Source organism: Streptomyces sp. NPDC050416 (genome assembly GCF_044458845.1).
In the GTDB taxonomy this organism is placed as follows: domain Bacteria; phylum Actinomycetota; class Actinomycetes; order Streptomycetales; family Streptomycetaceae; genus Streptomyces.
Genome location: NZ_JBITII010000001.1, coordinates 59,456 through 73,767, shown reverse-complemented (window position 1 = coordinate 73,767; position 14,312 = coordinate 59,456). Strand labels below are relative to the sequence as shown.

Below are 14,312 nucleotides of genomic sequence, written 5' to 3'. Positions count from 1 at the left end.
GGCATTCCCATGACTTCGCAGTCCCGCGCGGTGCTCGGCATCGCGCTCACTCCCGTCTTCGCTCTGGCTGCCGCCGACCCGGCCGCCGCCGACACCACCGCCACGGCGAACACCACCGCCACGGCCACCACCGCCGGCACCGCCACGGCCGCCGTCGAGACGCGTGCGCCGGGCCCGTGGGGCACCCGCGCCCTCCACGCCCCGGCCCCCGACCCAGGTGCAGCCTCGGGCGGGCTGAGTGCCCTGGTGTCGGCCGGGGACGGCGCCCTCGTCTCCCTCACCCACGACGGGCGTGCCACCCGGATCCGGCCCGCAGGCAGCACCCGCTGGCTCACCCCGCAGGCCTGGCCGGACGCCGGCCTGTACAGCACCGAGTTGGTTGCGCTCGGCGACGGCTCGGTGCGCCTGGCCTGGCGGGCCAAGCGCGCCGACGACCACGGCAACCACTGGCTGAAGGTCGCCACCCTCACCCCCGGCGCGACCGCCTTCTCCGAGCCCGAGTACGTCGCCGCGGTCCCCGAGAAGGGCTACCACCACCTGGCGGCATCCCCCGACGGCCGGCTGGTCGCCGTGTGGGTGGTCTCCGGTGTCGTGAGGGCCGCCGAGAAGGCCGGTCCGCAGGCCGCGTGGACCGCTCCGGCCGACCTCAACGAGCAGCCGCCGTCCGGCCGCCGCGACATCGCCAACATGGACCTGGCGGTCGCCGAGGACGGCACCGCCCTGCTGGTGTGGCAGTGGCAGGCGAGCAGGGCCGTCGTCGCCCTGGAGAAGGCCTCCGGCGCGTCCGCCTGGACCGCGGTCCAGGGCTTCCCGGTCCCGGACAAGGACTTCGTGCGCCCGAAGGTGTTCGCCGTTCCGCAGGGCGGCTTCGACGTCTTCTACGACGATCTGGCGCACCTCATGCACTCCCGTCGGCCCGCCGGCGCAACGCAGTGGAGCACGCCGCAGTCCGCCGACAGCCGTGGCAGCACGTACAGGATGACGGCGCCCGTCCACCTGCCCAACGGCGACCTCTTCGTGGCCGGCGGGCCCACCACCCCCTGGTACGCGGTGCGTTCGGCGGCCACCGGCCTCTGGCGGTCGTACGCGCAGCGCTTCTCCACCCACAAGAAGGTGCGCGATGTCGCCGCGGTCGCCACCTCCGGCGGCACGGTCACGGTGACGTGGCGGGAGGGCTACTCGTACGAGGAGTACACGATGGCCGCCGTCTTCAAGGGCGGCACCTGGTCCACCCCCCGGCGGCTGAGCGCGAAGAGCGCCCAGTTCGCCGGGCCGCCGCAGATGGCCGCCGACGCGCTCGGCCGGCCCGTCGTGCTGTGGGACGAGTACCTGCGGGGCGAGACGAACAACACCGTCCTGGACGGCGTGTACCAGGCCACCACCACCGCCCGCGCGCTGCCCAAGTGGCGTGACTACACGGACGACGGCAAGCCCGACCTGTTCGGCCGGGACAGCGCCGGGCTCAAGGTGTACGCGGGTGACGCGACGAAGCTGACCGCGGGACAGCGCGCGACCGGCTGGCCGACGGGCACGCTCGTCCTGCCCTTCGGTGACCTCGACGGCGACCGCTGCAACGACGTGTTCGTCCGCTCCCCGAAGGGCGAGGCCCGCGTCCACCCGACGATCTGCGGCGGCGGGCTGCCCGACCAGCAGTCGTTCTCCGTGAAGGTCTCCTCGGACTGGAGCGCGTACAACGCGGTCGTCTCGCCCGGCGACGTGACCGGTGACGGCAGGGCGGACCTGCTGACCCGGTCCGCCTCGACCGGGAAGCTGTACGTGTACGCGAACAACGGCGCGGGCGGCTTCAAGGCCCGAGCGCTCGCCGGGTCCGGCTTCGGCGGCTACAAGAGGCTCATCGCCGCGGGAGACCTGGGCGGTGACGGCAAGAACGACCTGCTGGCCATCGACGCGTCGAACGAGCTGTGGCGGTTCGACGGGACCGGCGCCGGCACCTTCAAGCCGCGGTCGCTGGTCTTCAAGGACTGGGGCACTTCCTACAAGGACGTGGTCGGCGGACTCGACCTGTCCGGCGACGGCCGGTCCGACCTGGTCTCACTCGACAAGGACGGCCGGGCCTGGCTGAACCGGGGCAACGGCAAGGGCGGTTTCGACGACCGGTCCCAGGTCGGCAAGACCACGAACTGGTCGGACATCCGCATCTCCTGACGGCACGGATCCGGGCGGAGACGCTTCCCTAGGGCAGCCGTAGGGCAACCCTAGGGCAGCGTCGGCTGGATGCGCCGCAGGAACGTCGCGTTGTCCGGGGTCTCGCGCATGCGTTCCAGGAGGGTCTCCAGGGCGCCCTGCCCGTCCCGGTTCTGCAGTACGCGCCGCAGGCCGTGGACCGCCGCCAACTCGGCCGGAGGCAGGAGGAGTTCCTCGCGGCGGGTGCCGGAGGGGATGATGTCGACGGCCGGGAACACGCGGCGGGACGCCGGTTCGCGGCTCAGGCGGAGTTCCATGTTGCCCGTGCTCTTCAGCTCCTCGAAGTAGAAGTCGTCGGCCCGGGAACCGGTCTCCACCAGCGCCGTCGCGAGGATCGTGAGGGAACCGCCCTCCTCGGCCGACCGGGCGGCGCCGAAGAACCGCTTCGGGCCGGTCAGCGCGGACGCGTCGACGCCCCCGGTGAGGATGCGGCCCCCGGAGGCGGCGGCGTTGTTGTGCGCCCGGCACAGCCGGGTGAGGGAGTCGAGGAGGATCACGACGTCCTCGCCGGCCTCGACGAGCCGCTTGGCTCGCTCGATCACGAGCTCGGCGAGCGCGATGTGCTGCCGGGCGCTCCGGTCGAAGGGCGAGGCGTACACCTCGCCCCGCACGCTGCGCCGCATGTCGGTGACCTCCTCGGGCCGCTCGTCGAGCAGCAGCATCATCAGCCGGCACTCGGGATGGTTGCCGGTGACGGCGGCCGCGAGCTGCTGCAGGATGACGGTCTTGCCGGTCTTGGGCGGGGCCACGAGAAGCCCGCGCTGGCCCTTGCCGACCGGTGCGATCAGGCCGACGACCCGGCCGGCCAGTCCGGCGGCCGAGTGTTCGAGACGCAGGCGCTCATGCGGATGCAGGGGCGTCAGGTCCCGGAAGTGCCGTCGGCCGCGCAGTTCCGCGGGCGTACGGCCGTCGGCCCGTGCGACGTCGGTGAGAGCGCTTCGGTCGCCCAGGGTGCCCTCGACGAGGTCGCCCTTGCGCAGGCCGTGGCGGCGGATCAGGGCGGGGGAGACGGCGGGGTCGGTGGGCGCGGGCAGGCAGTTCTCGCCGCGCAGATACCCCTTCCCGCTCGCGTCGATGTCGAGGACGCCGAGGGCGGTCCGGGGCTCGGACTGCCGCTGGGCGGGAGGGGTGTCGAGTGTGGTGGTCATGGTGAGGTGTCCTTTCACGGACGGCAGGCAGGGGACATGCGAAGGGAAGGGAGAGAGCCGCGAACGGAGGGGCCTGGGGCACGCCTCCGGCGGCGGGGGAACAGCACCTCGGGTACGACAGAGTTCGTCGAGATGCCGGAAATGATGGAGAGGAGAGGAAGAACCGCACCGGCGCCCACACAGAGAGGGGCGTGCACGAGTGCTGTTCGCAGACTACCACCCGACGGGGCGACGGGGGAGAGAGATGTGCGTCAGCGGGTGGCCAACAGCCCGTACAGCAGGGGGATCCGCGGCTCGGTCAGCCGCCACCAGCCGGACTCCGTACGGGCCATCCGCGGCCAGCGCGGCCAGGGCAGTTCGTCGCTTTCCCGCAGCCGCCGGACGGTCAGTCCCGCTTCCGTCAACGCGTTGACGACCTCGCCCATTCCGTGCATCCACTCGTAACTGTCCGTGGCGCCCTCGACGGCCGGGCCGTCCGTGTACGTGTGGGTCGCGTCCCGGTGCACGGGACCGCCGCCGCCCAGGTAGTCGTGGCGCAGGAGCAGCTCGGGGCCCTCGCCCGGAGCGGGTTTCGGGCCGAGCGAGTTGAGCAGGGGGTGGAACTCGACGACGTACAAGCGGCCGCCCGGACGCAGGAGCCGGCCGACGACCTGCGCCCACCGGTCCAGGTCCGGCAGGTAACACAGGGCGCCCTTGCCGGTGTAGACGACGTCGAACCGCCGCCCGTCCAGGGCCTCTTCGGCGTCGTACACGTTCGCCCGGACGTACGTCACGTCCGCGTCCGCCTTCGCGGCGATGCCGGTCGCCGCCGCCACGGATGCCTCGGAGAAGTCGAGGCCGACGGCCCGGGCGCCGCGCCGTGCGAAGGCGATCGTCTCGGTGCCCAGGTGACACTGCAGGTGCAGCACGTCACGGCCGGCCAGCTCGCCGAGGTCCTCCCACTCCCAGGGCGCGAACCAGCGCTCGGGGTTGGAGTCCTGGTCGAGACCGTAGAACCGGCTGGCGAGATGGACGGGCGTGCGGGCGTCCCAGTTCGCCTGGTTGGCCCGCATCAGCCGGTCGTGATCGACGGACGTCATGAGGACATCCAACCGCCGGCGGGCCGCGACCGGCGGCAGAACGCGGGAAACAGACCCGGCCGTGTCGCTCACATCGAGCGCGCCCGTGCCTCCTCGGCGATCCGCTCGAACTGCGCGCCCATGGCCGCCGCCAGCGCCTGAGCCGCCGACAACGGGCGAACCATCACCGTCAGTTCGTCGATGAGCCCGTCGTCGTCGACGTGGATGAAGTCGCAGCCGCTGAGCTCCCGGTCGCCCACGCGGGCGGTGAAGACCAGGGCGTGGTCACGGCCGTTCACGTCGTTGATCTCGCGCACGTAGCGGAAGTCCTCGAAGACACCGGAGACGGCGCGCAGGATCGCTGCAGTGATCGGCTTGCCGGTGTACGGCTTGAACATGACCGGGCTGGTGAAGACGACGTCCGGCGCCAGCAGCGCCTCGGCGGCGTCGAGGTCGAGTGCCTCGACCGCCTCACGGAATGCACGCATCGAACCGCCTTGGTCAATTAATTGAGTAGGTGCGGAGTAGATTAAACAACTGTTGATACGGTGTCCATATGTCTCTCAAGTACGCCGTGCTGGCCGCTCTCCTGGAGGGCGAGGCCTCGGGCTACGAGCTGTCCAAGGTGTTCGACGTGTCGCTCGCGAACTTCTGGGCCGCGACCCCGCAGCAGCTCTACCGGGAGCTGGAGCGGCTCGCGCAGGACGGGCTGATCGAGGCGAGGGTCGTACGCCAGGAACGGCGGCCCGACAAGCGGATGTTCACGCTCACCGAGGCGGGCCGCCAGGACCTGCGAGCCTTCGCCGCCACACCGCCCCGCCGTCCCACCGCCATCCGCGACGAACTCCTCATCAAGATCCAGGCCATGGACGGCGTGGACCCCGACGCCACCCGCGCGCTGGTCGAGGAGCGCGAGGCCTGGTCGCGCGGCAAGCTCGCCCGCTACGAGCGAGTCCGCGAACGCCTCCTGGCCGGCCGCACCGAGGAGGAGTACCTGCGGGAGGCCGACCGCATCGGCCCGTACCTCACGCTGATGGCGGGCATCGCCTACGAGGGGGAGAACCTCCGCTGGTGCGCGCGTGTCCTCACGATCCTCAAGCAGCGAGCTCCCCTGGCCTGAGCCGATTAGTCTGAGCCGATGTTCAGCCCCGAAGGCCCCAGTCTGCGCGAGCTTGCCGTTCAGGCGCTGTCGTCCGTCGAACGCGGCTACGACCTCCTCGCGCCGAAGTTCGACCACACCCCCTTCCGGACGCCCGACGCGGTCCTCGGCGCGGTCGAGTCGGCCTTGCGGCGGACGGGGTCCTTCGACACCGGGCTCGACCTGTGCTGCGGCACCGGCGCGGGCGTCGGCGTGCTTGCGGGAGTGTGCCGGGAGCGGGTCGTCGGGGTCGACTTCAGTGCGGGCATGCTCGACGTGGCCCGGGAGCGGGTCCGGCCGACCGGGCCGCCGGTCTCCTTCGTCCGCGCGGACGCCCGTGCCCTGCCCTTCGGGCCCGTCTTCGACCTGGTGGTGAGCTTCGGGGCCTTCGGGCACTTCCTGCCCCGCGAGCTGCCCGGACTGTTCACGCAGGTCCGCTCGGTCCTGCGGCCGGGCGGCCGCTTCGCGTTTCCGCTGGTCGCGCCACCCCGCCCGGGCTCGCTCGGCTACTGGACGCTGCTCGGCTTCGACACGGTGATGCGGGTGCGCAACGCGCTGTGGCGGCCGCCGTTCGTCATGTACTACCGCGCGTTCCGCTTCGGGGACGTACGGCGTGAGCTCGCCAGGGCCGGCTTCCGGGTGGACCTCCACGCGCTGCCGGAGTTCGGGCGGCGACGGGACGGCAGCCCGCGCGTGCGGCTCGTCGTCGCCCGGACGCCGGACTAGTCAGCCGCGCAGGAAGTTCAGCAGATCGTTGTTGAATGCCTGCTCGAAGTCGCCCACCAGACCGTGCGGGGCGCCCGGGTACACCTTCAGCGTCGCGTCCTTGACGAGCTGGGCGGTCCGCTGCGCCGAGGCGCCGATCGGCACGATCTGGTCGTCGTCGCCGTGCGCGACCAGCGTCGGCACGTCGATCCGCCCGAGGTCCTCGGTGAAGTCGGTCTCCGAGAACTGCGCGACGCAGTCGTAGGCGCCCTTCAGCCCCACCTGCATGCTCCACATCCAGAACGCCCGCCGCATGCCTTCCGACACGGCGGCCCCGGGCCGGTTGAAGCCGTAGAAGCTCTCGCTCAGATCCCAGTAGAACTGCGAGCGGTCCGCCGCCACGGCCGCGCGGATCCCGTCGAAGACATCTTTCAAAGTGCCCTCCGGATTGGCCTCCGTCCGCACCATCAGCGGCGGCACCGCGCCAAGCAGCACGGCCTTGGCGACCCGCGCGGTCCCGTGCCGCCCGATGTACCGGGCCACCTCGCCGCCGCCGGTCGAATGGCCCACCAGGACCGCGTCGGCGAGGTTCAGCGCCTCGATCAGCTCGGCCAGGTCGTCGGCGTACCGGTCCATGTGGTTGCCCTGCCACGGCTGACCCGAGCGGCCGTGCCCGCGGCGGTCGTGCGCGATCGCCCGGAACCCGTGCTCGGCGACCAGCCGCGCCTGTCCGTCCCAGGCGTCCGCGTTGAGGGGCCAGCCGTGGCTGAACACCACGGGCTGCCCCTCGCCCCAGTCCTTGTAGTAGATCTCTGTTCCGTCGGACGTGGTGAACGTGCTCATGGGGAATCCTCTCGCTGGGGTGGGACGCGATCAGACGAAGCGCCGTACGAACGTCAGGGCGGTGTCCGCCACGTCCCGCCAGCCGTGGTCGATCGTCAGGGCGTGCCCCCTGTCCTTCATCTCGATGATCTCCGTGATCCCCGGATTGCGCCGCTGGCGCCGGTACGCGGCGTTCGACAGCGCCCACGGCACGGTGTGGTCCTTCTCGCCCGAGATGATCAGCAGCGGCCCGCGCTCCGGATGGGCGGTGTCGACCTTCGCCTCGGTCCATCGGTTGAGGTTCGCCGTGCGCCTGGAAAAGCGGAGCACCCGGCGCCGGCACGGCGAACGTCTCGTACAGCTGCCGGGCCTCCTCCTCGCTCACCGCGTTGGCGAAGCCGTACCGGAACTGGGCGAAGGTGAGCGGCACGGCGCGGCTGCGGTTGGCCGGGTTGGTGAGCACCGGCGCCGCCGAGCGCAGTGACGACACCGGCAGCGGCAGCACGCCCCGGAACGGCGCCGGGTCGATCGCGACCGAGGCGGCGGACAGACCCCGCCCGGCGAGAATCTGCGTGAGCAGTCCGCCGAACGAGTGACCGATGACGGCCGGCTTGCGCTTCAGCCCGCCGATCAGTTCCGCGAGATGGCCGGCGACCTGCCCGCCGTCTTGCCGGCGAAGACCTCGGGATGCCGGTTGGCCTCCTCCACGGTGCCGGGATCGTCGGGCCAGGACAGCGAGAACCGGGGCGTACCCGGCCTGCTCGAAGTGCTCCGCCCAGTGGTCCCAGCTGCTCGGCAGCAGCCACAGGCCGTGGACGAAGACGACGGGCGTACGGTCGGCGGCGTTGGCGCGCTCGATCAGTTCCTCGTCATGTGTGCTCATCCGGTCGTTCCCCCCTGGATTCTCGGTCTCGGTCACCCTGTACACACGCACAGGACGTTCACCTCTGGCCGATACTTGCAGCGGACGCGGTGGACGCACCGGCTCACGGTGCCCAGTTCTCGACTCACCGTGCCGGGGCGGAGGAGACTGGGGATGATCCTTCTGGACCCGGCGGAACTGCCTGGGGAAGAGCGGGTGGAGGCCTGGCGATCCCGTACGAGTTCGCGTGGTCGGGCAGGGGCGGCGCACGGGCACTCCAGGTGCCGTACGACCTCCTCGCCGTGCCGCCGCACATCGTCCGCCGGGGCGCCGAGCGGCTGCGGGCCAGTCCGCTGTACGACATGGTCCGCGGGCACATCGCCCGCCTCCACGCCGATGCCGACACCCTCGCGGGCGACCCGGGTGCGGCTGCCCTCGGCACGGCCACGGTGGAACTCGTGCGCGCGCTGCTCACCTCGGCCGCCGGTGTGGACGCCCACGCCCGGCCCGCCCTGGCCGAGACCCTCCTCCAGCGCGTCCTCGCCTACGCCCGCACTCATCTGACGGAACCGGACCTCACGGCCGCCCGCGTCGCACACGCCCACAACATCTCGGTGCGCGCTCTGTACCGCCTGTGCGCGCAGGCCGGACTGAGCCTGGAGCAGTGGATCATCGAGCAGCGCCTCGAGGGTGCCCGCGCCGCCCTGGTCTCCCCGGTGGGGCGCACCCGGACGATCGCCTCGGTTGCCCGCGCCTGGGGTTTCACCGATCCCAGCCACTTCACGCGCCGCTTCAAGGCCGCGTACGGTGTGACGCCCCGGCGGTGGCGGGCGTCGGCGTCCGGCCCGGGAGCGTGAACTCGTAGACAAGGGCGTCCCGTTGGGCGTCCACCACGAGGTCGGTGATCTCCAGCGGGCGCGCGTACTGGTCGTGCACGCGCCGGGTGACCCGTACCGACGGCGTGCTCGCGAGGGGGGTGATGGCGTCGCGGTGGTGCAGGGTCAGACCGGCCCGGCGCATCCAGTCGTAGGCCCGCCGCAGATGGGCGGTGGCGGTGCCGTCGGCGCGGTCGCGGTAGCGGGCCAGCTCCTCCACCTCCGCTAGGGCCACGGCGGAGAAGGACGTCACGGCGGTACGCAGCCCGCGTCCGTCGGCCGTAGCGTACCGGTAGCGGTGGATCAGGGTCGGCCGGCCCGGAGCCAGCCCGAGGGCCTCCGCGTGGTCCGGCGGGGGCGGTTCCCAGGCCACGGTGGCGCGGGCGACCGTGCCCGGGGTCGCGGCCCGGGCGCCGACCGGGAAGGTGAGCGAGGCCGGGGTCTCGACCGGCAGGCCGGGCAGGGTGGCGTGGCTGCCGCGCCGGTCGGTGGCGACGAGGCCGTCGCGGCGCAGCAGCTCCAGCGCCTGCCGTACGGTCTCCCGGCTGACCCCGAAGTGCCCGGCCAGCCGCCGCTCGCCCGGCAGCCGTTCACCGGGCGGCACGGTGCCGTCGCGCAGTTCGCCGAGCAGCTCCGTGGCGATCCGCCGGTACAGGGGCTCTCCTTCGGCCGGCGGGTGGTCGTGCGGGGTGGTGCGGGCCATGCCGCGCCTCCTGTTGATGACGTTCGGTAGCCGTGCGGGCTCGGTGCGCCACCAGGTCTAGCATTGGTCTAAACCAGCCGGGAAGGGCGGCCGGGCGGTTCGGCCGAAACCGGCCCGCCCGCCCCGGCCGTCACAGAGCGCTGTACAGGGCGTCGACCAGCGCCATCTTGCGCGGGTCGTTCGCGATATGAGGCCCCATGCGGTTCATCACGTACCCCATCGACACATGTGCCTCCGGGTCGGCGAGTCCGCAGGAGCCGCCGAAGCCGTCATGACCGAAAGCGCGCGGGTTGGGTCCGTAGGAGCCGTTGGATCCGCTGAGCCACAGACCGAGCCCCGCCTCGGTCTCGCCCTCGAACCCGGCGCCGAGCACCAGATCCCGGCAGCTGCCCTGGCCCTCCCGCACCCGCTCGGCGGCCTCGGGCGACAGGACGCGCTTGCCCCCGTACGAGCCGCGCCCTGCGAAGACGCCGTAGAGCTCGGCGACCGCGCGCGCGGTGCCGTGCCCGTTCACCGCGGGAATCTCGGCGGCCCGCCACCCGGGCGTGACGGCCTCGGCGGCGGACACCGCGGGGTTGGTCAGCGCGGCGATCGCCGCGGGCGCCAACTGGGCGAAGACGGCGGCCTGTTCACTGCCGGCCGCGACCGGAGGCTGGACCAGCTCGGCCACCCGCCCTGAGTCTTCCTCCGGCAGGCCGATGCGGAAGTCGATGCCGAGCGGCCCGGTCACTTCCTGCTCCAGGAAGGCTCCGGGCAGCAGCCCCGACACCCGCCGGACGACCTCGCCGACCAGATGGCCGTAGGTCAGCGCGTGATAGCCGGACGTGGTCCCCGGCTCCCACCAGGGCTGCGTCGCCGCGAGCCGCTGGGTGGTCAGCTCCCAGTCGCGGAGCTGCTCCAGCGAGTGCGGTTCACGCAGCCCGGCCAGGCCGGCGCGGTGGGACAGCAAGTGCCGGACGAGCACCTTCTCCTTGCCCGCGGCGGCGAACTCCGGCCAGTACGCGGCCACCGGCGCGTCGAGATCCAGCAGTCCCCGGTCGGCCAGGATGTGCGCGCACAGCGCCACCGGCCCCTTGGTCGTCGACCACACGTTGACCAGCGTGTCCTCACCCCACGGGCGGGTGCGTGCCGCGTCGGCCCAGCCGCCCCACAGGTCCACCACGGTCCTGCCGCCGACGGTGACGGCCACCGCGGCACCCAGCTCGCCCCGCTCCCGGAAGTTCTCCTCGAACGCCGTGCGCACCGCTGTGAAACGCGCGTCGCAGTGACCGCGCACCTGTGCCTCGTGCTCTGGCATGAGCCCCTCCACCCCTCACCGGGCCGGGCCGCAGAGGTGCGGCCCGGGCGCGAAGAACGTACCGACTGGTCGGACTCGGTGGAAGACTGCCGCCGCCGAAACGGCCGGGATCAGTCGCCGGCCGGCGGCGGGGTCAGACGTAGGAGCGCATCCAGCGCAGCTTGGCCTCCTGCTGGAAGGGACCGCCGCCCTCGTGGTCGTTGAAGTCGTAGACCTCGATCGTCTTGTCCTCGTGGCTCCAGGCGTTGAAGGCCGCGAAGACGGTCGAGGGCGGGCAGGTCTGGTCTTCCAGGGCGGCCGAGAAGAGCGCGGGGGCCCGGCCGCGGGAGGCGAAGTGGACGCCGTCGAAGTAGGAGAGGGTGCGCAGCGCCTGCTCGGTACGGCCACGGTGCGTCTTGAGGTACAGGCCGATCTCCCGGTACGGGTGGCGGTCCGTGAGGGTCGCCGCGCGCGGGTAGTCGCACAGGAACGGCACGTCCGGCGCTATGCCCGCCAGGTCCGGGACCAGGCCGCCCACCGCGATCGTGATGCCGCCGCCCTGGCTGCCGCCGACGGCGACCGTGCGCGCCGGGTCGGCGAGCGGGTGCGAGCGGGCCGCCTCCACGGCACGCACGGCGTCCGTGAACACCCGGCGGTAGTAGTAGTTCTCCGGCGAGTCGATACCGCGCGTCATGAAACCGGGGTACGCGGGCGCGCCGCCCACCGGGTCCGCCGTGCCCCCGCCCCCTCCCCAGGCGCTGCCCTGCCCGCGGGTGTCCATCACGAAGTGCGCCCGGCCCGTGGACGCCCACAGCAGATGCTCGTGGGGCAGCCCGCGTCCTCCGCCGTACCCGATGAACTCCACGACCAGCGGCAGCGGGCCGTCCGCCACCGCCGGCACTGTCAGCCAGCCCTTGACCGGATGCCCGCCGAACCCGGCGAACGTCACGTCGAACACCTGCACAGTCGTCAGCCCGGTGTCGACCGGCTCGAAACGGGCGTCCAGGTCGTGCTCGCGCGCCTCCTGGAGCGTCTTGGACCAGAACGCGTCGAAGTCCTCGGGTTCGGTGGACGCGCTGCGGTACTCGCGGAGTTCGTCGAGAGGAAGGTCGAACAGGGCCATGTAGGACCGCCTTGGGTGAGGAACGGCTGCGGAGACAGTGCGGATGATCACACTACGTGTGGGCCCGGAGGACTCGCCAGGCCTTTTGCCGCAGCCCGTTCACCTGCCGTGCGTCGGCCCCGTCAGGCGCCGCGATGCGTCCACTCCGGCTCCGTACGGGCCCACTCCCGCTCCCACTCGGCCAGTCGGCGGCGCAGCGCGACCCGGCGTACGACGGAGTGGCCGAGGAGCACCACGAGCACCACACCGCCCGCGGCGCACGTGCCCATGGTGAGGGTGTGCTGCCAGACCGCCGTGCCGTCCACCGGAGGGGCCACACTCCGCCCCCGCGAGTCGAACCACACGTCCACGGTCTCACCCGGCCGGGTGCCCCCGGGGACCCGTGCCGTCGCGGTGCGCGTGCCCTCGCCCGGCTCGGTCCAGCGCACGGTGGCCCGGTACGCGTGCCGCCCGTCGGCCTGCACCGACGGCACCGAGTCGCCCTTCCTGCCGATGACCTCGGCACGGACGCGGTGACGCTCGGCCCGTTGCTCCGCCGAGAGCGACCGCGCCTCGCCATGGGCCCACCAGGCGGCGGTCGCTCCCGCCAGAGGCGCGCCCACCAGGATCAGGACGGCGACCACCAGCACGGTCCACGCCTCGACGACATCCGACCGGCGCCGCAGCGGACTGCGCCGCCAACGCCAGCCGCGCACCCGGGTTCGCATGTCGACCTCCTCGCCGTCACCGCGGCCGGAGGGCCGGACCGGCCGTGCGGTGGCGGCGCCGCCGCTCCCTCCACGTCACGTCACGCGTGCGAGTGTCCACACGGGGCAGGTACCCCCTCCGACCCACATCGATCGCCCGGCACGGCCCGGGTCGCCGCGTGCCGGAGCCCTGCGGCCGGAGTGCCCGGGGCCGCCGCGGTGAAACACCGGGGCGCGTCCCTGTGGCGTGCCGCACGCCACCTGGGACACCGCCGGGGGAGAGGCAGCTGACGCCACGAGGGGATGAGCCGCCGTGCAGGTCAGCCGAACCGCTCGATCCGGATGCGGTCCACCGGCTGACCCGCCGTCACGAGCACTCGGGAGGCGTGCTCGGCGAAGGAGTTGGAGCCGCACACATAGGCCTCCCACCCACCGGAAGGCTGCTCGGCCAGGAGCGGCGCCACATGTGCGGCCGCCATACGTCCCACCGCCACACCCACCGGCGCGCTCCGGGTGAACACGGGCGTCGTCTCAGGGCCGAACTCCCGGGCGTAGACGAGGTCCTCCGGGCTGCGCGCGGACACCACCAGGCGCAGCGGCACGGTCAGGTTCCGCGCCCGGTGGTGCCGGACCATCGACATCAGCGGCACGACGCCGGAGCCGGCACCGATCAGCAGCGCGGGCCGGTCACCCGGCCAGGCGAAGAACCCGCTGACCGGGCCGCGCATTTCGACCTGGTCGCCGGGCCGGGCGACGGTGTGGAACCAGCCCGAGACCTCGCCGCCCTCGACGTGATCCAGGGTCAGTTCGACGTGCCCGGAGTCGTCCGGCGCGGACGCGATCGAGTAGTGGCGCTGGGCCGCGTAGCCGTCCTCGGCGGTCAGCCGCACCATCAGGTGCTGGCCGGGCAGGTGCCCCGGCCAGCCGGGCACGGCGAACCGGAAGGTGGCGGCACGCGCGGTCTCGCGCCGGATCTCGGTGAGCGTCGCGGTCTGCCACACGGAGGCGGCCTGCTCGCTCACCGCGATGCGCCCGGGCACGGCGAACCGCGTGGGAGGCACGAACGTCTCAGTCACCGGAGTACCTCTGCTCCTCCCAGGGGTTGCCCCGCTCGTGATAGCCGTTCCGCTCCCAGAAACCCGGCTCGTCGTGGTCGAGGATCCGCAGGCCCGCTATCCACTTGGCGCTCTTCCAGAAGTACAGGTGCGGCACCAGCAGCCGCGCCGGGCCGCCGTGCTCCGGGGCGAGCGGCCTGCCGTCGTACTCCCACACGATCCAGGCGCGCCCGCCGGTCAGGTCGGCGAGCGGGAGGTTCGTCGTGTAGCCGGTGTGCGCGTAGGCGACGGCATGGGTCGCCGACCCATGGGGCCGGACCACATCGAAGAACGCGTCCAGGGACACCCCCGCGAACCGCACCCCGAACTTCGACCAGCCCGTCACACAGTGGATGGCGCCCTCGTACACCGACGGCGGCAGCCGGTGCGCCTCGTCCCAGTCCCAGGTGCGGGGCTCGTCCACCAGTCCGTCGATACGGAACGTCCAGTCGGCGGATCCGAGGTCTGGAGTGACCTCGGCGGACAGGACGGGCCAGTCGTCGCCCGCGTCGTACTGACCGGGCGGCAGACCGGGGTCGTCCACGCGTGGGCGCCCGGTGAAGCCTCGGGTGATGTGCATGCGGTGTGCCTCCGGGCCGGGCCGACGGTGCCCCGCC

General features: G+C 72.6%; 15 protein-coding genes and 1 pseudogene. 4 read left to right on the top strand and 12 right to left on the bottom strand.

The genetic code is table 11. The features are described 5' to 3' along the window. Positions 1-9 precede the first annotated feature (9 nt). Entirely contained in the window at positions 10-2,166 is a 2,157-nt protein-coding gene (locus ACIBL4_RS00370) for an FG-GAP repeat domain-containing protein (RefSeq protein WP_399404934.1), read from the top strand. Positions 2,167-2,216: 50 nt separating this feature from the next. On the opposite strand, the gene rho is transcribed toward ACIBL4_RS00370, so the two are convergent. The 3 genes from rho to ACIBL4_RS00355 all read right to left on the bottom strand — a co-directional run bounded on the left by rho (position 2,217) and on the right by ACIBL4_RS00355 (position 4,899). Continuing rightward, positions 2,217-3,353, bottom strand: coding sequence for a transcription termination factor Rho (gene rho / locus ACIBL4_RS00365; protein ID WP_399404932.1), 1,137 nt, complete (start codon positions 3,351-3,353; stop codon positions 2,217-2,219). A 251-nt stretch (positions 3,354-3,604) separates the two neighbouring features. Continuing rightward, a complete protein-coding gene (locus ACIBL4_RS00360; RefSeq protein WP_399404930.1) occupies positions 3,605-4,432 on the bottom strand; it encodes a methyltransferase in 828 nt (275 codons plus the stop codon). Between the two features lie 68 nt (positions 4,433-4,500). Continuing rightward, entirely contained in the window at positions 4,501-4,899 is a 399-nt protein-coding gene (locus ACIBL4_RS00355; RefSeq protein ID WP_399404928.1) for a nuclear transport factor 2 family protein, read from the bottom strand. 68 nt (positions 4,900-4,967) lie between these two features. Between ACIBL4_RS00355 and ACIBL4_RS00350 the strand changes: the two genes are divergently transcribed. After that, the gene (locus tag ACIBL4_RS00350; RefSeq protein WP_399404926.1) at positions 4,968-5,531 is read left to right on the top strand and encodes a PadR family transcriptional regulator; all 564 of its coding nucleotides are present in this window, start codon (positions 4,968-4,970) and stop codon (positions 5,529-5,531) included. Positions 5,532-5,549: 18 nt separating this feature from the next. Beyond that, complete coding sequence (locus ACIBL4_RS00345; RefSeq protein ID WP_399404924.1) at positions 5,550-6,275, top strand: class I SAM-dependent methyltransferase; 726 nt, start codon at positions 5,550-5,552, stop codon at positions 6,273-6,275. Here ACIBL4_RS00345 and ACIBL4_RS00340 read toward each other — a convergent pair whose 3' ends face one another. The 3 genes and pseudogenes from ACIBL4_RS00340 to ACIBL4_RS00330 all read right to left on the bottom strand — a co-directional run. Then, positions 6,276-7,097, bottom strand: coding sequence for an alpha/beta fold hydrolase (locus tag ACIBL4_RS00340; RefSeq protein ID WP_399404922.1), 822 nt, complete (start codon positions 7,095-7,097; stop codon positions 6,276-6,278). A gap of 30 nt (positions 7,098-7,127) precedes the next feature. Continuing rightward, positions 7,128-7,406 carry a hypothetical protein gene (locus ACIBL4_RS00335; RefSeq protein WP_399404920.1) on the bottom strand — a complete coding sequence of 93 codons (279 nt, stop codon included), beginning with the start codon at positions 7,404-7,406 and terminating at the stop codon, positions 7,128-7,130. Positions 7,407-7,467: 61 nt separating this feature from the next. Continuing rightward, a pseudogene (locus ACIBL4_RS00330) lies at positions 7,468-7,959 on the bottom strand (alpha/beta hydrolase); the annotation flags it as partial. Positions 7,960-8,219: 260 nt separating this feature from the next. Here ACIBL4_RS00330 and ACIBL4_RS00325 point away from each other — a divergent pair. Beyond that, entirely contained in the window at positions 8,220-8,795 is a 576-nt protein-coding gene (locus ACIBL4_RS00325) for a helix-turn-helix domain-containing protein (protein ID WP_399404918.1), read from the top strand. Here ACIBL4_RS00325 and ACIBL4_RS00320 read toward each other — a convergent pair. From ACIBL4_RS00320 to ACIBL4_RS00295, 6 genes are all read right to left on the bottom strand, one after another. Then, entirely contained in the window at positions 8,731-9,516 is a 786-nt protein-coding gene (locus tag ACIBL4_RS00320; protein ID WP_399404916.1) for a GntR family transcriptional regulator, read from the bottom strand. The genes ACIBL4_RS00325 and ACIBL4_RS00320 overlap by 65 nt on opposite strands. Before the next feature lie 130 nt (positions 9,517-9,646). Beyond that, positions 9,647-10,813 (bottom strand): serine hydrolase domain-containing protein, encoded by a 1,167-nt coding sequence (locus ACIBL4_RS00315; protein WP_399404914.1) that lies wholly within the window; start codon positions 10,811-10,813, stop codon positions 9,647-9,649. 133 nt (positions 10,814-10,946) lie between these two features. After that, the gene (locus ACIBL4_RS00310) at positions 10,947-11,915 is read right to left on the bottom strand and encodes an acetylxylan esterase (protein WP_399404912.1); all 969 of its coding nucleotides are present in this window, start codon (positions 11,913-11,915) and stop codon (positions 10,947-10,949) included. Positions 11,916-12,037: 122 nt separating this feature from the next. Then, positions 12,038-12,622 (bottom strand): hypothetical protein, encoded by a 585-nt coding sequence (locus ACIBL4_RS00305; RefSeq protein ID WP_399404910.1) that lies wholly within the window; start codon positions 12,620-12,622, stop codon positions 12,038-12,040. 299 nt (positions 12,623-12,921) lie between these two features. Continuing rightward, positions 12,922-13,677 carry a ferredoxin reductase gene (locus ACIBL4_RS00300; RefSeq protein ID WP_399404908.1) on the bottom strand — a complete coding sequence of 252 codons (756 nt, stop codon included), beginning with the start codon at positions 13,675-13,677 and terminating at the stop codon, positions 12,922-12,924. Next, a complete protein-coding gene (locus ACIBL4_RS00295) occupies positions 13,670-14,275 on the bottom strand; it encodes a sulfite oxidase-like oxidoreductase (RefSeq protein WP_399404906.1) in 606 nt (201 codons plus the stop codon). The genes ACIBL4_RS00300 and ACIBL4_RS00295 overlap by 8 nt, the downstream gene beginning before the upstream one ends. Between the last annotated feature and the right edge of the window lie 37 nt (positions 14,276-14,312).